The sequence below is a fragment of the Pseudomonas sp. R4-39-08 genome (genome assembly GCF_003852275.1).
GTDB lineage: Bacteria > Pseudomonadota > Gammaproteobacteria > Pseudomonadales > Pseudomonadaceae > Aquipseudomonas.
The window spans coordinates 5,034,456-5,053,089 of the sequence record NZ_CP027733.1 but is presented as its reverse complement, the minus strand read 5'-3'; the positions used below and the strand labels follow the sequence as shown (position 1 = coordinate 5,053,089).

Genomic DNA, 18,634 nt, shown 5'->3' with positions numbered 1-18,634 from the left:
TTTCAATGTGGGAGGGGGCTTGCTCCCGATGAGGCCACCAGCCCCACACAAAATCTCAGTCGAACATGAAGAGCGCATCATTGCTGAACTGCGCCTCGAACCGGTTCGCCGGCATCGGCCGGCCGAACAGGTAACCCTGCACCTCATCGCAGCCATGCTCGCGCAGGAAGTCCAGCTGCTCATGGGTCTCCACGCCCTCGGCGATGACCGCCAGGTTCAGGCTGTGGGCCATGGCGATGATGGCGCGGGCGATCTGCGCGTCCTGCTCGCCGGAGGGCAGGCCATCGACGAACGTGCGGTCGATCTTCAGCACGTCGATAGGGAATTGCTTGAGGTAGTTGAGCGACGAATAACCGGTGCCGAAGTCATCGACTGCAATGCTCAGCCCCAGGTTTTTCAGGCTGGCGAGGATCTGCAGGGCTTCGTTGACTTCGCGCATCAGGATACTTTCGGTCAGCTCCAGCTCCAGGCACGCCGGCGGCAGGCCGGTGTCCTTGAGGATGGTGGCGATGCGCGTGCCCAGTTGCCCGTCGGAGAACTGTCGCGCCGAGATGTTGACCGAGACTTTCGGCACCCGCACTTTGTTCTGGTGCCAGGTCTTGAGCTGACGACAGGCTTCGCTGATCACCCAGTCGCCCACGTCCACCACCAGCCCCAGTTCCTCCAACACCGGAATGAAATCCCCCGGCGGCACCAGGCCCCGGCGCGGGTGGCGCCAGCGCAGCAGGGCTTCGGCGCCGGTCAGGCGTTTGCCGTCGCCGCTGAACTGCGGTTGGTAATAGAGCACGAATTCGTTCTGTTCCAGGGCGTGGCGCAGGTCGCTTTCCAGCTCCAGGCGTTCCAGGGCGCTGGCGTTCATGTCGGCCTGGTAGAACTGGAAGTTGTTCTTGCCGCGCTCCTTGGCGTGATACATCGCCGTATCGGCGTTTTTCATCAACTGGCTCAGCTCGTTGCCGTCCTGGGGGCTGAGGGCGATGCCAATACTAGCGGTTACGAAGAACTCGCGACCCTCCAGCACGAATGGCTTCACCAGGCTGGCCAGAATCTGCTCGGCCACCGTGATCGCGCGGTTCAGCGCCAGTTCACGGCTGACGCGCGGTTGCAACAGCAAGGTGAACTCGTCGCCACCCATCCGCGCCACGGTGTCGTCTTCGGCCACGCAACCGAGCAGGCGCGTGGCCATTTCCTTGAGCATACGGTCGCCGGCGGCGTGGCCCAGGGAGTCGTTGATCGGCTTGAAGCGGTCGAGGTCGAGGAACATCAACACCACCCACGACTTTTGCCGCTCCGCCGACTGCAACGCGGTGTGCAGGCGGTCCTGGAACAAGGTGCGGTTGGGCAGGTGGGTCAGGGCGTCGTAATAGGCCAGGCGGTGGATGCGCTGTTCACTGGCCTTGCGCTCGCTGATATCGCTGAAGAAACACACGTAGCTGGCCAGGTCGCCTTCATCGTCGAACACCGCCGTGATGCCGACCCAGGCCGGATAGTGCTCGCCATTGCGGCGCTTGAGCCACACTTCGCCTTCCCAGGTACTGTGCTGGTGCAGTTGCTTGAGCACGTAGCGCAGGTGGGCTTCTTGCTGTTCGTCGACGGTGAGCATGTTCGGCAGCTGGTCGAGTACATCGCTCACGGCGTAACCGCTGACCCGGCTGAAGGCCTCGTTGGCCTGCACGATATAGCCGGCCGGGTCGGTGATCAGGATGGCCGAGGTGGAGTGCTCGAATACCGTGGCCGCCATGCGCAGGTCTTTTTCGGCGCGGCGCTGTTGGCTGATATCGCGGCCTACGCCGAGGATGCCTTCAAACGCGCCATGTTCGTCCCACACCAGCACCACGCGCAGCTCGATGGGCACTTTGCGCCCATCGGCGCGCAGGCAGTCGAACAGGAACAGTTGGGTCTGCACCTCGTCGCGCAGGCTGTTCAGCGCTTCGGGGTTGCCCACCGCGCGGCTGACCTGTTCCATCAGCCCATAAATACCGCTGAGCTGTTGCGGGTTGGCAATGATCGACTGCCAGCCGTTCTTGAACACCCAGTCCACGTCATACCCCAGCACGGCGTTGACCGAGGGGCTGACGTAGTTGAGGGCCAACTGGCTGTCGGTGGAACAGATCACGTCACTGATGCTTTCGGCCAGCATGCGGTAGCGCTGTTCGCTGTCACGCAGGGATTCGCTGGCCTCGATCTGGTCGGTGATGTCCTTGGCCACGCCGATGATCCGGGTGACCACCGCCGACGTGTCCCTGGCCAGGGCCTGTTCGCGGATGTCGAAGCGTCGCCACTGGTTATTGCGGTGACGAAAGCGCAGCTGGCAGTGCAGTTGGGTGGTGTAAGCCACCTGGCGTTGCTGTTGACGCAAGTCGTGGTAATGCTCGGCGTCTTCGGGATGCAGCAGAATTTCCCAGAAGTACTCGCCCATCTTCTGCAGTTCGGCCTTGTCGTAGCCGAGGGTATGGCCCAGGTGATGGTTGCTGAAAATCATGCGCTGGCTGATCACGTCCTGCACATACAGGTGGTCGGGCACGGTGCGTACCACATCCGACCAGAAACTCTCGCGCTCGACCAGCGACAGCTCGATCAGCTTGCGACTGGTGATATCGCTGATGCTGAGGATCACCGCCTTGACGTCATCCTGCTGTTCCGGCAAACGCATCACGAGCCACAGGTACTGGTCATTGCCCGCCACATCGTTGAGCTGGATTTCCAGCTCCAGCTGTTTTTGCCGGGTCAGTACGGCTTCCAGCACCTGGTGGCCGATAGACGTGGCATTGCTTGGGCAATCGTCAATCAGGCGCTCCCAGGCCTGCTCGCAGGAGGCCACGTTCAACAGGCGCACCGCCATCTGGTTGACCTCGGTCACGCGCAGCTCTTTGAGCAGTTTGCGCCGCTCAGCGGGGTTGGCCCGCAGCCAGGCGTGCAATTGCTCGCGGCCCTGCACCTGGGTCTTGTCGCAGAACGCCTTAAACCCCGAAAGGTCGAGTACGCACAGGGCCACGCCGGTGCCTTCGAAAATATCCTGATAACGCCGCCGGCCTTCGTGCACCTGGCGCTGACGACGGCGCATGTTCAGCAACACGATCACCGGGATCAGCGAAAAAGCCAGGCCCAGCAGGCATTTGCCGATGAACGCCGGCAGCAGTTGTTCGAGCACCGCGCTGCGGTCGAACAGCCCGCGCAGTTGCCAGTCGCTCTTGCTCAACGGCGTGACCAGCACGCTTTTATTCAATTCGTCCGGGGTCAACGCACCGGCCCACGGTGCCGGCATGCCGTTGTCACGGCTGACCACGCGCTGGTTCAGGCGGTTCTCGATCGCCCACATCGGGCGCTGGCCCTGGGCATCCTGGCGAGTCAGGTTGGACAGGTAGGTGGGCGCCAGGCGCAGCGCCCAGTACATCTTCGAGCCGCCGCTGGGCTGGTGCAGCAACAGATAAATGACGTTGCCGTCGTTGTCGTTGCTCAGGTAATAGGATTGGGCGTGGCTGCGCTTGACCAGTTCCTGGAGCAGGGCGCTGTCCTGGCTGTCGTTGGCGGTGTCGCTGATCAGGGCACCGCTGGGGGCGAGCAGGGCGACGCTGCGCAGTTCGGGTAATGAGCGCTGCAACGTGAGGATCAGGGCCTGGTGTTGTTCGGCGTTGCGCGGCGGCTCGACGATCGGCAGCAGATTCAGGGCAATCTGTGCGCTCAAGGCCATGTTCTGGCTGATCTGCTCGGCCAGGTCGGCGCTGTAGTCGATGGTGTATTGCTGCTGGTTTTTCTGGTTTTGCTGCAATTGATCAAGCAGTTGCCAGAACAATAACGCGAGCAACATCAGCACAAGCGTCGCCAATGCGCCTTTGAGGGTGCCATGCAGGGGCGCTCCCGGCGCTATATGAGCAGCGCGCAAGGGCGTGGGCGGCGTGACTTTGGACAAGCTGTGATCCTGCGGTTTGGCTGGATTGGCGCGCGACGTGCACTATAAGCCGGACGCCCGAAGGGCGGCTAGCATGCCTTGAGTTGTGGCAAAGTGCCAGTCCCGCCTGGCGGGACTAAAGTACAGCGTTGGCGTGGAACACGCTGTCCGCCAGCCGGGTCAGGATTGCAAGGGTGAACAGGCTGATAACCACAGAAGCCGTGCGGTTGATGATATGCGATGTCAACCAGGCGTACCCGCCCCGTTTGATGCGGGCGCCGAACAGCACCCACGTGCATCCCACCGGTATCACCACCAGTGTGAACTGAGCGACGAACTGCACGTACAAGGACAAATCAACAAACGTCTGGATCGGCACGATGAACGAAACGATCAGCAAACCCTTGGGGTTGATCAGCGTCAGCATAAAGAAATGCAGTTTGGACACACGTGCTTCAGGCGCGGATTTGAGTGTTTCGTCGGGGTGGCGCCACAGCAGGTATGAAGTCCTGATCAAATAACAGACCGAGGCGAACTGCACCACTTTCAGCCCCCACGGCGCACTGTCGCCGATATGGCTGAACAGGTAGCCCCAAAAGGAGATTTGCGCCAAGTAGGCCAGGCATTCCAGCAGGCTCAGCGGCCAGGCACGCCTGAACCCCGTGAGTATCCCCGAGCGCAACAGCAATGTGTTGGTGGGCCCCGGCATTAATAGCAGCAATCCTAGTGCGGATATGGCACCAAGCATGGACGTGGTCTCCTGGAACCTGGTGGGCATGGCCGGCTAATCTAACAGATAGATTTCGATACGCTCGGTCAGTTAGGTTAACCTTGAGGATTACGAATGCTATGTACAGCGCCATGACGCTACGTAGGCCTGTTCTCACATTTCCACGAGGTCCACATTTTGGCTCAATACGTCTTCACCATGCATCGGCTGGGAAAAGTTGTTCCGCCGAAGCGGGAAATCCTGAAAAACATTTCACTGTCCTTTTTTCCGGGCGCCAAGATCGGCGTGCTCGGCCTTAACGGTTCGGGTAAATCCACGCTGCTGAAAATCATGGCCGGCGTCGACACCGAGTTCGAAGGCGAAGCCCGCCCGATGCCCGAACTGAACATCGGTTACCTGCCCCAGGAGCCGATCCTGGACCCGACCAAGACCGTACGTGAAGTGGTCGAGGAAGCGGTCGCTGTGATCAAGAACGCCCAGGCCCGCCTGGACGAAGTCTACGCCGCATACGCCGAGGAAGATGCCGACTTCGACAAGCTGGCTGCTGAACAGGCCAAGCTCGAGGCGATCCTGCAGGCCAGCGACGGTCACAACCTGGAGCGCCAGCTGGAAGTCGCCGCCGACGCACTGCGCCTGCCGGCGTGGGACGCCAAGGTCGAATTCCTGTCCGGCGGTGAAAAACGCCGTGTGGCCCTGTGCCGCCTGCTGCTGTCGGCCCCCGACATGTTGCTGCTCGACGAACCGACCAACCACTTGGACGCCGATTCCGTCGCCTGGCTGGAACATTTCCTTCACGACTTCCCAGGCACCGTGGTTGCGATCACGCACGACCGCTACTTCCTGGACAACGTCGCCGGCTGGATCCTCGAGCTCGACCGTGGCGCCGGTATCCCTTACGAGGGTAACTACTCCGGTTGGCTGGAAGCCAAGTCCGACCGTCTGGCCGCCGAATCCAAGCAGCAATCGGCCCATGAAAAAGCCATGAAGGAAGAACTGGAGTGGGTGCGCAAAGGCGCCAAGGCCCGCCAGTCCAAATCCAAGGCCCGTCTGCAGCGCTTTGAAGAAATGCAGTCGCAGGAATTCCAGAAGCGCAGCGAAACCAACGAGATCTACATCCCCGCCGGCCCGCGCCTGGGTGACAAGGTCATCGAATTCAAAAACGTGAGCAAAGGCTACGGCGACCGTGTGTTGATCGACAACCTGTCGTTCTCTATGCCAAAAGGCGCAATCGTCGGCGTTATCGGCGGTAACGGTGCGGGTAAATCCACACTGTTCCGCATGCTGATGGGCAAGGAAACCCCGGACTCCGGCAGCATCGAGATCGGCGAAACCGTGCAACTGGCCTGTGTGGACCAGAGCCGCGACGACCTCGACGGCAGCAAGACGGTGTTCCAGCAGATTTCCGACGGTTCCGACCAGATCCGTATCGGCAACTACGAAATCCCGTCGCGCACCTATGTCGGCCGCTTCAACTTCAAGGGCGGCGACCAGCAGAAGTTCGTCAAGGACCTGTCCGGTGGTGAGCGTGGTCGCTTGCACCTGGCCCTGACCTTGAAAGAAGGCGGCAACGTCTTGCTGCTCGACGAACCGTCCAACGACCTCGACGTTGAAACCCTGCGCTCCCTGGAAGAAGCCCTGCTGGACTTCCCGGGCGCCGCCATTGTGATCTCTCACGATCGGTGGTTCCTTGACCGTGTCGCGACCCACATCCTGGCGTACGAAGACGACTCCCAGGCGGTGTTCTTCGAAGGCAACTACACCGAGTATGAAGCCGACCGCAAGAAGCGTTTGGGCGACGCGGCGGCCCAGCCGCACCGGGTACGCCACAAGAAACTGGCCTGATTCGGCAACAGGCGCCGCCTCGGCAGCGCCTGTATGGAGCAGCCTGTAGAAAAATACCCCTCGCGCAGGGGTATTTTTTTGCCCGGATTATGCCAGCGGCGCCAGCGCCGGCCGGCCTTGCAGCAATTCACCGACCACCCCCATGAACGCCTCGACCAACAGCGAGCGTGACTGTGAGCGCGTGAGGATCAGCAGGTGGACCCAGGCTTCGGGGTCTGCCAACGGTCGGTAGACCACGCCTTGCCTGGCCAGGGTGCGGGTGCACTGGGGCACCAGCGAGACACCCTGGCCTGCCGCCACCAGGGCGATGATCGAGGTGATCTGGCGCCCCGCAGGGCCCGGGCGCAGCGCCAGGCCGTGGCGTTGATACAGGTGCTCGATGGAACCGTTGAGGCCTGAACCGTAATCGCTGGGGAACAGAATCAACGGGAACTCGCTGAGCTGGGCGAGGGTGACTTCGGCCTGGCCAGCCAATGGGTTGTCGCTGCAAAGCGCCGCCACCAGGGGTTCTTGCCCCAACGACAACACCTCGACGTCGGTTTGCCCGGGCTCCGGCAGCAGGCGGCTCATGCCGATGTCGATGCGGCCGTCCAGCACATGCGCGTGCAGGCTGCCGGAAGCGCTTTCCACCAGGGTCAGTTGCACCTCGGGAAAACGCTGGGCGAAGGCTTGCAGGGTTTGGCTGAACAGCTCCGACAGCGCGATCGAGCTGGCATACCCCACGACCAGTTGGCCGGTCGAGCCGGCGGCCAGCTTGGCGGCGATGTCCTGCGCAAGCCGGGCGTGCTCCAGCGCCGCGCGGGCATAGGGTAGAAAGTGCCGGCCCTGTGCGGTCAGCGTGACCGTGCGGCTGGTGCGGTCAAACAGGCGAAAGCCGAGCTCGGTTTCCAGGGCCGAGATCTGCCGGGTCAGGGGCGGCTGGGCAAGGTGCAGGCGCTGGGCTGCGCGACCGAAGTGCAGCTCTTCGGCGACCGTCAGGAAGTAACGTAACTTGCGTAGATCAAGCATTCTGTTTCCTGGGTATTGATCGGTCCGAATTCGGTATTGGTATTCGCCACGCTGCGCATTCTATAAAGATCCTCGACAAGAAGACGAGAGGTCCCATGAACCCGCGCCTGCATCACGCCCGCTTTGCCGTGTTTCTGTGTGGCTGTGCGGCGTTTCTCAATCTCTACGCGACCCAGAGCATCCTGCCTGTGTTTGCCGAAAGCTTCCAGGTGAGCGCCCGGCAGGCCGGGTGGAGCATTACGGTGACCACCCTGGCAGTGGCTTTGGCTGCACCTTTTGTCGGGCGCCTGACCGGGCGTTTCGAGCAACGCAACGTGATTGTCGTGGCCGCGTTGCTGTTGGCGCTGCCGGCGCTGCTGACGGCCTATGTGGACAGTTTTGCCGAGCTGCTGGTGTGGCGGTTTATCGAGGGTATGTTGATCCCGGTGGTATTCGCCACCAGCGTGGCCTATATCGGCGACCGCTGGCGCGCAGCGACTGTCACGGAGATCACCAGTCTCTACGTCGCGGGTACGGTACTCGGCGGGTTTGCCGGGCGCTTTGTCTCGGGGGTCATGACCCAGTATGTCGGTTGGCGGGAAGCCTTCGAGCTGCTGGCGGTGATCAGCCTGGCGGTCGGCCTGCTGATCCTGTTGCTGCTGCCGGCCAATCCAGTGGCGCGTCCCGGCGTCGGGGGCGTGGGCGCGCGCGGGGTACGGTGGCTGCTGCGCAAGCCCTTGCTGGCGGCCTATGGCGTCGGTTTCTGCGTGCTGTTCTCACAAGTCGCGACCTTTACCTATGCCGGGCTGTATCTCAGCCAGGCACCGTTCAACCTGGGCGCAGCAGCCTTGGGGACACTGTATGCCGTGTTCCTGCTGGCGCTGGTGGTCATTCCCATTGCGGGTCGTTTGAGCAAATCGCGACCGCAATCGCAGCTACTGAGCGGCGCCGTGGCGCTCGGCCTCTGCGGTTCGGCCCTGACCTTGTTGCCGTCCCTGTGGCTGATCGTGCTGGGCCTGGCCCTGAGCTCGACCGGCGTATTCCTTGCCCAGGCCTGCGCCAATGCGTACATCGCCACCACGGCCGGGCAGGACAAGTCCGGCGCCGTGGGCCTGTACTTGACCGGCTATTACCTGGGCGGCAGCGCCGGTGCAGTGGCGCCGGCGCTGCTCTGGGAGCAGTGGGGCTGGCCGGGCTGCGTGGCATTGATCGCAGGCTTTCAACTGTTGTCGCTGGCAATCGCCCTGCTGGGCTGGAAACCGGTAGACACCCAGGCGCTGATCGCCGGCCAACGCGGCAAACCGGCCTGATGTTTCATCCAATAATGGACTATGAGAGGTGAATATGACTGACACTGTGATCAAGCGCAGCCAGTTGCTGAAGATCGTCGAACCGGTATTGAATGACATGCCGGCCAGTACCTTGCGGCATGCCCTGTTCGAAACCTTTTGGGCTCAGGAAGAGGCGCTGATGGTTATCGAAGAGGCTTTTGCGCGACTCACCTCGCGTCGGCATTCGCCGGCGGTGCTGCGCAAGTTCTTCGCCAGCTGGTCCAAGACCAATAATTCGGCGGCCAGTGTGTCCGGCCTGGCCAACCGGATTACCTTGCTGGCGCGTTCCGACGCCGGCTCCACCGCCGCGGCGCAGCTGTACCGTGCCTGCGGCAGCCTGCAGCGCATTACCGATGAAGACTTGGGCGCGTTGGGCAACATCGTGCACGCGGACCTTTTCTACACCATGGCGACCGCGTTGTGCGGCGATGACCAGTGGATGTTGAAGGACAACTGCCTGCCCTCGGCGCAGGCGTTCAAGGATTGGACCGACAGCCGTCGCCTGCGTGATCGCGACCTGCTGCAGGGGTTGCTGACCACGCTGATCCACGAGGTGTACACCCATGGCGAAGTGGAGTTCATCCATCCGTTGTACTCGCAGTGGTTTGTGCGCGACATGGGCGTGCCGCCGGAGAGATCGCGTGCGACGGTGGCCTGGGTCACCGTGCACACCGGCGGTACCGAGAGCGACCATTTCGCCCATGCGGTGGCGGCGGTGAACGAGTTCACCGCCGCCCTGCAGATTGAAGCGGACCCCGCCACGGCGCGCGGTATTTTTGCCGAATACCTGCAGCGTAAAGCCAGCGTGATGAACGATTGCGCGCAATTGCTGGGTTGACCCGGCGTTTTGCCTGAGAGCCACTGATCCGGATGAACACCCTGAAGCAAACCGCAGTCCCGTCGTTGTCACCGCCTGACCAGGCAACTGTGCGCCGCCGCTCCCTGGTGGCCGGTTGTGGCGCGCATGCTGTGCACGACGGCCTGACCGATGTGATCTATGTGCTGTTGCCGATCTGGCAGGCGCAGTTCGGCCTCAGCTACGCCCAGGTCGGCCTGTTGCGCGGCGCCTATGCGGGCATGATGGCCGGCTTCCAGTTACTGGCCAGTCGCGCTGCGGCACGCTGGGGGCGCCAGCGCTTGCTGGTGGGCGGCACTGCGCTGGCGGGCTTGGCCTATCTGCTGGCGGGCCAGGCCGGTGGGCTGGCGGTGCTGCTGGTGGCGCTGCTGCTGGGCGGGCTGGGCGCAAGTACGCAGCACCCGCTGGCCTCGTCGTTGATCACCGATGCCTACGAGGCGGGCGGGGAGGCGGGCGGGGGCGTCAAGCAAGCGCTGTCGCAGTACAACTTCAGTGGAGATATCGGCAAAACCCTGATCCCCGGGTTGATCGGCCTGTTGCTGGCGGTCATCAGTTGGCGCGCCAGTGTCACCCTGCTGGGTGTACTCGGGCTGCTGGCGGCAGGCTTGTTGTGGTGGCTGATTCCGGCGCGCACCGAGGGTTTGGCGGCGCCGCCCAAAGCCACCCGTGCGGGCGGCGGCACCGGCTCCGTGAGCGGGCTGCGTGCGCTGATCCTGACCGGCACGCTGGACAGCGCGGTGCGCATGGGATTTCTCACGTTCCTGCCGTTTTTGCTCAAGGCCAAGGGGGCCGGGCCTGCGGGGATCGGTCTGGCGCTGACGATGCTGTTCGTGGGGGCGCCTTCGGCAAACTGTTGTGCGGTTACCTCGGTGCGCGCATCGGCATGATGAAGACGGTGTGGGTCACGGAGTTCACCACGGCGCTGCTGATCGTCATGGCGGTATACCTGCCCTACGCCGGTTTGATGGTGATGTTGCCGCTGCTGGGGCTGGTGCTCAATGGCACGTCGTCGGTGCTCTACGGCGCGGTGCCGGACCTGGCGGGGCCGGGCAGGCGCGACCAGGCTTTTGCAGTGTTCTACACCGGCACCATCGGCGGCGGCGCCTTGGCGCCGGTGCTGTTCGGCAGCCTGGGGGATGCCACCGGCGTGCCCCTGGCCGTTTTGCTGCTGGCCGCCACCTTGTTGCTCACCTTGCCGCTGTCCTGGCGGGTTCAACGAGGGCTGGAGGCTCAGGCCCGGTAGGGCGAACGAATTTTTCAGCGTGTTCTGGCAGGTATAACAATGAACAACAGTGAACCGTCTGCCGTGTCATTGCCGCTGTCCCGGCGTGCGCAACGTCTGCGCGCACCGGGCACGTCCAGCATGCGCAGCAAAGCCAATGCCTTGAAAGAAGCCGGCGTCAACGTGATCAATTTTGCCGCTGGGGAATTGTCCTTCGATGCCTGCCCGGCCATGAAAGCCGCGGTGAGCGATGCGCTGGCCAATGCCCGCAACCGCTATACGCCGCCCATCGGCCTTCCCCAACTGCGCCAAGCGCTGGCGCAGCAGGTCACTCAGCGCTGCGGGGTGAATTACGCCGCCGATGAAGTGGCGGTGACCGCCGGTGCCAAGCAGGCGCTGTATAACGCCGCGATGGTGCTGCTCGATCCGGGGGATGAAGTCATCGTTGCGGTGCCGTACTGGGAAACCTTCCCCACCCAGATCCAGCTGGCCGGTGGCGTTCCGGTCTATGTCGATACGGCTGCGGATGACTACCGCCTCACCTGCGCGGCCGTAGAAAACGCCCTGACCCCACGCACCCGCATGATTGTGATCAACACCCCGAACAATCCGACGGGCACGGTTTATCAGCGTGAACAACTGTTGGGGATTGCCCGACTCGCGTTCGAACACCGGCTCTGGGTGGTGTTCGACGAGTGCTACCGCAAGCTGGTGCGCACGCCCCATGAACATCACAACATCGTGTCGTTGTTTGCGCCGCTCAAGCACCAGACGGTGCTGGTCGATTCGTTTTCCAAAAGCCACGCGGTCACTGGCTGGCGGGTAGGGTATGCGTGCGCACCCGCCCCGGTCATCGCCGCCATGCACAACCTGCAAGGGCACACGACGTCCAACCCCAGCAGTCTGTCCCAATACGCCGCACTCGGCAGCCTGATGGCTGACGCGCCGCACTTTACCCAGCAGGTCAATGCCTTCCTCGACCGGCAGTTGCTCGCAGCCTGCACTTGCCTGGGGCATGTGGATGACATTACCTGCGCCCCGCCGGAGGGCGCGTTCTATCTGTTTATCGATGTGTCACGCAAATTGGGTGGCCGCTACCTGGGCACCGTTATCCGTGACGTCGACCACCTGGCCGATCTGTTATTGACCGAGGCCCATATCGCGGTGGTGCCCGGCTCCGGCTGTGGCGACCGCAACAGCATCCGCATTTCCTACGCCGTTGAGCATGAAGCGTTGATCGAAGGCCTTACGCGCTTTGCCCGCTTCATGTCAGAAGTCGTTGTGCATTAACCCCACCCAAAAGGATATGAGCCGTGGAAAATCTGAGCCGCCAATTTATCGGGTACGTGAACCAGGCACTGGTGGATGTCGAGGACCGACATTTGGCCCAGGCCCTGCTCAGCGGTTTCAACAGCCAGCCCGCCGAGCTGGACAGGTACTGCGAGACTTATGTCGACATGACATCCAATAACTGGAGCGAGTCGTCGCTGTGTACGTTCTTCTGTGGCTGGCGCAGCCCGGACGGCGCTGCCCATGCCGTCTCGAGCATCATCGTGCGCATCCTTCAGGAGTCGGCATCCCTGGCCGATGACGCTCGGCTGAAGATGCTCGAAGCGGCGGCCCACTGTGGGGAGATCATCGTCGAGGACATCGGACTGGGCGAAATGCACGGGCATCCGCACCACTCCAAGCTGTATTACCGGATGGCTTCGGCGATCTGCGGCTCGGATGAATGGCGCCTGCAGGACAAGTTCCTGGACCCGATCACCAAGGAGTTTTCCGGTTGGGTCGGGGAAAAACGCCCGTTGGCGCCGCAGCTCATCGAAGCGCTGGAAATGATGGCCATGACGGAGTTGTTCAACACTGGCGAGTACAACCTGATGACGCCGTTATGGAAACAATGGTTGCGCGATGTGCGCGGGTACAGCGCCGGTGAGGCCAGCCGCGTGGCGAGCTTTCTCAGCGTGCACTGCGGCAGCGTGGAAGCGCGCCATTTCAGGCACGCGGCAGAGGCGTTACGGCTTTACGCCAGCGCCACCGGGCAGGCCGTGGATTACAGCCGTATCGCGCAGCTATCCAGGGAGTACGTGGCCAGGGCCTGTGAACATCTGCAGAAAATGGCATCGGTACTCAAGTGTGAACAGCCCGCCTGGGATTGAGCTGTCCGATAACTCCCGTTGTGCCGCTGACATGGAGCCTGAACCTATGATGGATACCGACGCGCGCCGACGCCCTCTGTCGGCGCTACTGGATAGCAATCGTTGCCTGCGCGTACTCGAAGCCCATAGCCCGATATCGGCATTGCTCGCGCAGCGCGCCCGGCTGGAAATCAGCCCAGGGCATACGGTGGGGTATGACACCATCTGGTCGAGTTCGCTGACCGACTCGACCCAGCGGGGGTTACCCGATATCGAGATTCTTTCGCCCAGCAACCGCTTGCCCGGGATCCGCGAAATATTTGATGTGTGTTCGCTGCCGCTGATATTCGATGCCGATACCGGCGGCAAGGCCGAGCATCTCGCGATTCATATCAAGATGCTGGAGCGCGCGGGCGTCTCGGCGGTGGTGATCGAAGACAAGTGCGGCTTGAAGAAAAACTCATTGTTCGGCACCGAGGTCGACCAGGCGCAGGAGTCCATCGAGGTATTTTGCGCCAAGCTCCAGACCGGCTGCGCCAGTCGCACTGGCTCAGGGCTGATGCTGATTGCGCGGTGTGAAAGCCTGATCCTGGATCGCGGCATGGAGGAAGCGATGGCGCGGTGCCTGGCGTATGTGGGGGCGGGGGCGGATGGCATCATGATCCACAGTCGCAGGCAGGATGGCCTGGAAATCCTTGAGTTCGCCAGGCAGTTTCGTCTGCAACGGCCCAAGGTTCCGCTGATTTGCGTGCCGACCAGTTATGTTCACCTGAAATTCGAGGTGCTGGAGCAGGCAGGTTTCAACGCGGTGATTTATGCCAACCATATGTTGCGCAGTGCCTACCTGGCCATGCGCGATACCGCTTTGGGCATACTCGCCCATGGCAGGACGCTGGAGCTGGAGCCGCGCTGTCTGGGCATCAACGAGATACTCGATCTGGTGCCCGGGACGCGGTAATGCGACACGCGGGGCTGTCGTCCAACCTTTCACTCATTGGTGCATGTGGCGGGTTGGAATCCCTGTTTCAGGGCGAAATACGCCAGTTATTTATAGAAATGCACCATTTAAATTCATAAAAGCGACATTTTGCCCTGTCACGGTGCGAAATGAATTGATAAAGTCCGGCTCAATCTCTGTTTAACAACAATCATTTTGCCGAGACTTTTCATGCACGAATCCGTCGAATCCTTCCTTGCCCGCCTCAAGAAACGCGACCCCGACCAACCGGAATTCCATCAGGCCGTAAAAGAAGTCCTGCGCAGTCTGTGGCCGTTTCTTGAAGCCAACCCCCACTACCTGACCTCGGGCATTCTGGAGCGCATCTGCGAGCCGGAACGTGCGATTAGCTTTCGGGTTTCGTGGGTGGACGATCAGGGCAAGGTCCAGGTCAATCGCGGTTTCCGTATCCAGATGAACAGTGCCATTGGCCCTTACAAAGGCGGTTTGCGCTTTCATCCCTCGGTGAACCTGGGCGTGCTGAAGTTCCTCGCCTTCGAGCAAACCTTCAAGAACTCCCTGACTTCGCTGCCCATGGGCGGTGGCAAAGGCGGCTCGGACTTCGACCCCAAGGGCAAGAGCGACGCCGAAGTGATGCGTTTCTGCCAGGCGTTCATGAGTGAGCTGTACCGCCATATCGGCGCCGACGTGGACGTACCAGCCGGTGATATCGGCGTGGGCGCCCGTGAAATCGGCTTCCTGTTCGGTCAGTACAAGCGCCTGAGCAATCAGTTCACCTCGGTGTTGACCGGCAAGGGCATGACCTACGGCGGCAGCCTGATCCGCCCGGAAGCCACGGGTTTTGGCTGTGTGTACTTCGCTGAAGAAATGCTCAAGCGCGACGGCCAGCGGGTCGAAGGCAAGCGCGTGGCCATCTCCGGTTCGGGCAACGTGGCGCAATACGCGGCGCGCAAAGTGATGGACCTGGGAGGCAAGGTGATTTCCCTGTCGGACTCCGAAGGCACGCTGTACGCCGAGAGCGGGTTGACCGAGGAACAATGGTCAGCCCTGCTGGCGCTGAAAAACGTGCAGCGCGGCCGCATCAGCGAACTGGCCGAGCGTTTTGGCCTGGAATTTCGCCAAGGCCAAACCCCCTGGGCGCTGGCTTGCGATATCGCGCTGCCCTGCGCCACCCAGAACGAACTCGACGCCGACGCTGCCCGCACGCTGCTGCGCAACGGCTGCATCTGCGTCGCCGAAGGCGCCAACATGCCGACCACCCTTGAAGCTGTGGATATCTTTATCGAGGCAGGCATTCTGTTCGCGCCGGGCAAGGCGTCGAATGCCGGCGGCGTGGCCGTGAGTGGCCTGGAGATGTCGCAGAATGCTATGCGCCTGCTGTGGACCGCCGGCGAGGTGGACAGCAAACTGCACAGCATCATGCAGTCAATCCACCATGCCTGCGTGCATTACGGCGAAGAAAATGGCCGGGTCAATTATGTGAAGGGCGCAAACATCGCAGGCTTCGTCAAAGTTGCCGAAGCGATGCTGGCCCAGGGCATCGTCTAGACCCCGGGCTCGATACGCAACACTTCGATCAACTGATCGCCGACGGGGCGCTGCCACAGCACCTCGTCCCCCACCTGGGCGCCGAGCAACGCGCGCCCGAGGGGCGAACCCCAGTTGATCAAGCCTGCGTTGGCATCGGCCTGATCTTCGCCGACCAACTGGATGCGCTGCTGCTCGTCCTGCTCATTGGCGAAGGTCACCCAGCTGCCGATCTGTACTTTATCGGTAGAAGTGGCCGGCGCCACAACCTGGGCGCTTTGTACCCGCTGATTGAAGTAGCGCAAATCCCGCTCTAGATCGGCCTGGCGCTGTTTATTGCCCTTGGCGGATTCGGTGCTGTATTCCTGCTGCAATTGCGCAACCTTGGCCTGCAACTGCGCCAACCCTTGCGCGGTCAAGCGATTGGGTTGCTCGCTGACTTGACGCTCCACCGGCTGATCAGCCTGGGCGGCGGCGTTATCTTCATTTACAAAAGCTCGGCTCATGATGTTCTCCTTCAATGGAGTTTGGGCCATGTTCGCCGCGCGATCGTTCCCACGCTCTGCGTCCGCTTCTAACGCGGCGCGCTATTGCGAGCGATAAGCCTTGGCCGCATCGCGATCCTTCTCCTGCTGCCATTCGTGCTCGCGGTCATCCCTGCGGTTGTCCTGGTAGTCCCGCAGCTCCTCGTTCTCGCGCATGGCCTTGCACTGGCGGAAACCATCTTCCCAGCCTTCGGCGTACTGCCGGTCTTTCAGATAGCGGGGCACGTTCTTGCGAAACTCCCCGGTAATCACCCCAGCGGCCTGGCGACCGCTGCTGCAACCGTCGTCGAAGCCATCGGCAAAGGCGGGCGGATAACCTTTGGCCAATAAGTCTTGGTGGGTCGATTGGCAGCCTGACAACCCCACCACTACACACAGCATTAGCGCAGACCGCCACATGGCGTACTCCCTGGCCGATTTACGGCTGATAGGGGGAAGTCTAGTCAGGGATTTGTCAGATGTGTGTGAAAGAGAAGTCGGCGGGATGTGGGCTGTGCAAAATGATCGTTCCCACGCTCTGCGTGGGAATGCCTCCTGGGTCGCTCCGCGTCCCGCCAACCGCTGCACGTTTGGATTACTGCGCACAGGTGACGCGGAGCGTCACGGGCTGCATTCCCACGCGGGAGCGTGGGAACGATCTTCTCCGGCAAATTTTCTTCATGCACAAATAAGTGTGGGAGGGGGTATGAATCAGTAGTGGTACCACTTCACTTCGAGCATTACTTCATTCACCGGTGTCGACAAGTGGCTGTACTCGCGCTGGGCGCTCAGGCGCAGGCCCAGGTTGCGCGACAATTCCCACTGTTGGTTCAGGCTGATGCTGCGCCGCACTTCGCCATTGGTGAAGAAATCGCCCTTGGCTTCCAGGCTCAGGTTGCCCAGCGGGTTCTTCCACAATAGGCCGGTGTTGAAGCCGGCGGCGGGGGAGATGGCTTCGCTGAAGTCATTGTTGTGTTCCACGCGCACCGTGCCGAGGGCGAAGCCGAGCATGTCGTCGCTCAACTGCCAGGTGCCGCCCGCGCCGCCGTTGACGTGGGCGACCAGGGTTTCGTCGTCGTGTTTACCCGGCACCCGTTCCAGGCCACCGGTGACTTGCCATGACCAGGGTTGCAGCAGGGCGTTGCGTGGGGTCAGGGAGCGGATGGTGGCCAGGTCCAGTTGCTGCAACTGCCAGTGATTGCCTTCGTACTGGCGCAGTTTCATCTGCAGGATTTCGATTTGTGCGCCCAAGGGGAAGCCTTCGGCGTTGTCGTTGAGGTCGTGATAGGCCATACGCAGGCCGTATTCGCCGAAGGCTTTGTCGCCGCGGGTGCCGATGCCGGCCTGCCAGGTGCGCGATTCGTGGCCGTTCTCGGGCAGGCCGGGCGGGGTGATCTTCAGGTCGGGCGCAGGGTTCTGGTTGATCGCACGCAGCAGTTCGAAGCTGCGCTGAGAGCGTGCGGTGTCGCGCTCCAGGCCGTTGGCGCGGTAGCGGCCGAGGCGATAGGCGGCATCGATGATCAGTGCCTGGCGCTCGCGGGGCAGGGCTTTGAAGGCCGGCGCCTGCAATTGCTGCTGGTCATCGCTGATGGTGAGTGCCCATTGTTGCTCATCGCCGTCCAGCGGTTTGGCGCGTTCGAGTAGTTCGCGTTCACGGGAGGGGCGATAGTCGATCTTTTCCACCAGGCCCGCTTCCTTGACCGCCTTGACGGTGTCGGTGGGGATCGCCGTCAGCGGGAACTGCTCGGTCAGGCGCAGGCCGGGGCGCGCCACTTGCAGCAGTTCCAGCAGGCGATATGAGCAGTTTTCATCGAAGAAGAAGTAGTCGAACTGGATCTGCTTGAGTTCCCACACGTGCTCGACCATGCGCTTGGTCTCGACTTCGGTGAGGTTCAGGCGGTATTCCCACAGGTCACGGTTTTCCAGGCTGCGATATTCGGAGAGTTTTTCCTGGTAGGGCACCAGGGCGAACAGGCCGGGGTAGCCGCCCATCAGGCCCTTCCAGGCGTACAGAATGCTGTTGTCCGAGCCTTCGATATAGGCGCCGAAGTTGATCGCGTAGCTGAGCAGGGCGGTGTTGTTGCTTTGCACGTCGGCCTGGTCGATGCGCAGCAGGGTGTGACCGAACATCGACGACGGGCTGTTGAGGTACGCCGCCGGGAAAATCATCACCGCGCTGTGGGGCGCGACGTCCGTGAACCATTGCTTGAATTCCTTGCAGTCCACCGCCGGCAGGTCGGTCAGTTGCAACTGGTCCTTGAGCCAGCGGGTGCGTGCGGGATAAACGCATTGGGCGTGCTTTTCACCCAGGCTGGCCGGTGCATACAACGCATCCACAGTGGCCTTGAGTTCGGCGTCCGGATGATGCGCCCCGTCGGTGGCGAGAAAGAATTTCTTGTCGCTGACATAGCTGCGCCAGCCACTGATCTTGCCAGCTTCGTAATGGCCCAGCGACAGCCAGAACGGGTCATTGGCCAGTTGCTGCAAACGTTGATCGTCGAGGTGCGGTGCCGCATGCAGCGGGGCGCAGGCGAAGAGAGCCAGGCAAGCGAGGCGTTTGAGCATGGGGGCTACTTAAGTCGGACTGAAAAAAAGACCCAAGGGGGGCAGGTCGAAAAAACAAAACCCGCGCC

General features: G+C 61.9%; 13 protein-coding genes and 1 pseudogene. 8 read left to right on the top strand and 6 right to left on the bottom strand.

The features are described 5' to 3' along the window. Window positions 1–55 precede the first annotated feature (55 nt). Together C4J88_RS23310 and C4J88_RS23305 are read right to left on the bottom strand one after the other, a co-directional pair. The gene (locus C4J88_RS23310; protein ID WP_124408222.1) at window positions 56–3,907 is read right to left on the bottom strand and encodes a bifunctional diguanylate cyclase/phosphodiesterase; all 3,852 of its coding nucleotides are present in this window, start codon (window positions 3,905–3,907) and stop codon (window positions 56–58) included. Window positions 3,908–4,022: 115 nt separating this feature from the next. Continuing rightward, the gene (locus C4J88_RS23305) at window positions 4,023–4,634 is read right to left on the bottom strand and encodes a LysE family translocator (protein WP_124371922.1); all 612 of its coding nucleotides are present in this window, start codon (window positions 4,632–4,634) and stop codon (window positions 4,023–4,025) included. Between the two features lie 159 nt (window positions 4,635–4,793). Here C4J88_RS23305 and ettA point away from each other — a divergent pair, with 159 nt between their 5' ends. Further along, complete coding sequence (gene ettA, locus C4J88_RS23300; RefSeq protein ID WP_124368420.1) at window positions 4,794–6,458, top strand: energy-dependent translational throttle protein EttA; 1,665 nt, start codon at window positions 4,794–4,796, stop codon at window positions 6,456–6,458. A gap of 87 nt (window positions 6,459–6,545) precedes the next feature. Here the strand turns inward: ettA and C4J88_RS23295 are convergent, their stop codons facing one another. After that, entirely contained in the window at window positions 6,546–7,466 is a 921-nt protein-coding gene (locus C4J88_RS23295) for a LysR family transcriptional regulator (protein WP_124408221.1), read from the bottom strand. A gap of 95 nt (window positions 7,467–7,561) precedes the next feature. Here C4J88_RS23295 and C4J88_RS23290 point away from each other — a divergent pair, with 95 nt between their 5' ends. The 7 genes and pseudogenes from C4J88_RS23290 to gdhA all read left to right on the top strand — a co-directional run bounded on the left by C4J88_RS23290 (window position 7,562) and on the right by gdhA (window position 15,498). Beyond that, complete coding sequence (locus tag C4J88_RS23290; protein ID WP_124368418.1) at window positions 7,562–8,755, top strand: MFS transporter; 1,194 nt, start codon at window positions 7,562–7,564, stop codon at window positions 8,753–8,755. Window positions 8,756–8,789: 34 nt separating this feature from the next. After that, the gene (locus C4J88_RS23285; RefSeq protein ID WP_124408220.1) at window positions 8,790–9,614 is read left to right on the top strand and encodes a hypothetical protein; all 825 of its coding nucleotides are present in this window, start codon (window positions 8,790–8,792) and stop codon (window positions 9,612–9,614) included. A gap of 32 nt (window positions 9,615–9,646) precedes the next feature. Beyond that, a pseudogene (locus C4J88_RS23280) lies at window positions 9,647–10,875 on the top strand (MFS transporter). A gap of 39 nt (window positions 10,876–10,914) precedes the next feature. After that, window positions 10,915–12,144 (top strand): pyridoxal phosphate-dependent aminotransferase, encoded by a 1,230-nt coding sequence (locus C4J88_RS23275; protein WP_124408219.1) that lies wholly within the window; start codon window positions 10,915–10,917, stop codon window positions 12,142–12,144. A 23-nt stretch (window positions 12,145–12,167) separates the two neighbouring features. Continuing rightward, window positions 12,168–13,013: a hypothetical protein gene (locus C4J88_RS23270; protein ID WP_124408218.1), complete on the top strand. Its 846-nt coding sequence runs from the start codon at window positions 12,168–12,170 to the stop codon at window positions 13,011–13,013. Between the two features lie 46 nt (window positions 13,014–13,059). After that, on the top strand, window positions 13,060–13,950 hold the full coding sequence (gene aepX, locus C4J88_RS23265) for a phosphoenolpyruvate mutase (RefSeq protein ID WP_124408217.1): 891 nt from the start codon (window positions 13,060–13,062) through the stop codon (window positions 13,948–13,950). A gap of 210 nt (window positions 13,951–14,160) precedes the next feature. Further along, the gene (gdhA, locus tag C4J88_RS23260; RefSeq protein ID WP_124408216.1) at window positions 14,161–15,498 is read left to right on the top strand and encodes an NADP-specific glutamate dehydrogenase; all 1,338 of its coding nucleotides are present in this window, start codon (window positions 14,161–14,163) and stop codon (window positions 15,496–15,498) included. Here gdhA and C4J88_RS23255 read toward each other — a convergent pair. The 3 genes from C4J88_RS23255 to C4J88_RS23245 all read right to left on the bottom strand — a co-directional run bounded on the left by C4J88_RS23255 (window position 15,495) and on the right by C4J88_RS23245 (window position 18,566). Then, window positions 15,495–15,983: a GreA/GreB family elongation factor gene (locus C4J88_RS23255; protein ID WP_124408215.1), complete on the bottom strand. Its 489-nt coding sequence runs from the start codon at window positions 15,981–15,983 to the stop codon at window positions 15,495–15,497. The two genes, gdhA and C4J88_RS23255, sit on opposite strands and share 4 nt — an antisense overlap. A gap of 81 nt (window positions 15,984–16,064) precedes the next feature. Beyond that, window positions 16,065–16,421: a hypothetical protein gene (locus C4J88_RS23250; RefSeq protein WP_124405327.1), complete on the bottom strand. Its 357-nt coding sequence runs from the start codon at window positions 16,419–16,421 to the stop codon at window positions 16,065–16,067. Between the two features lie 291 nt (window positions 16,422–16,712). Continuing rightward, the gene (locus C4J88_RS23245) at window positions 16,713–18,566 is read right to left on the bottom strand and encodes a DUF4105 domain-containing protein (RefSeq protein WP_124408214.1); all 1,854 of its coding nucleotides are present in this window, start codon (window positions 18,564–18,566) and stop codon (window positions 16,713–16,715) included. Window positions 18,567–18,634: the final 68 nt, after the last annotated feature.

Coding starts and splice junctions, on each gene's coding strand:
- C4J88_RS23305 (WP_124371922.1), bottom strand. CDS start 4,634: ATGCTTGGTGCCATATCCGCACTAGGATTGCTGCTATTAATGCCGGGG.
- C4J88_RS23295 (WP_124408221.1), bottom strand. CDS start 7,466: ATGCTTGATCTACGCAAGTTACGTTACTTCCTGACGGTCGCCGAAGAG.
- C4J88_RS23290 (WP_124368418.1), top strand. CDS start 7,562: ATGAACCCGCGCCTGCATCACGCCCGCTTTGCCGTGTTTCTGTGTGGC.
- C4J88_RS23285 (WP_124408220.1), top strand. CDS start 8,790: ATGACTGACACTGTGATCAAGCGCAGCCAGTTGCTGAAGATCGTCGAA.
- C4J88_RS23275 (WP_124408219.1), top strand. CDS start 10,915: ATGAACAACAGTGAACCGTCTGCCGTGTCATTGCCGCTGTCCCGGCGT.
- aepX (WP_124408217.1), top strand. CDS start 13,060: ATGATGGATACCGACGCGCGCCGACGCCCTCTGTCGGCGCTACTGGAT.
- gdhA (WP_124408216.1), top strand. CDS start 14,161: ATGCACGAATCCGTCGAATCCTTCCTTGCCCGCCTCAAGAAACGCGAC.
- C4J88_RS23255 (WP_124408215.1), bottom strand. CDS start 15,983: ATGAGCCGAGCTTTTGTAAATGAAGATAACGCCGCCGCCCAGGCTGAT.
- C4J88_RS23250 (WP_124405327.1), bottom strand. CDS start 16,421: ATGTGGCGGTCTGCGCTAATGCTGTGTGTAGTGGTGGGGTTGTCAGGC.
- C4J88_RS23245 (WP_124408214.1), bottom strand. CDS start 18,566: ATGCTCAAACGCCTCGCTTGCCTGGCTCTCTTCGCCTGCGCCCCGCTG.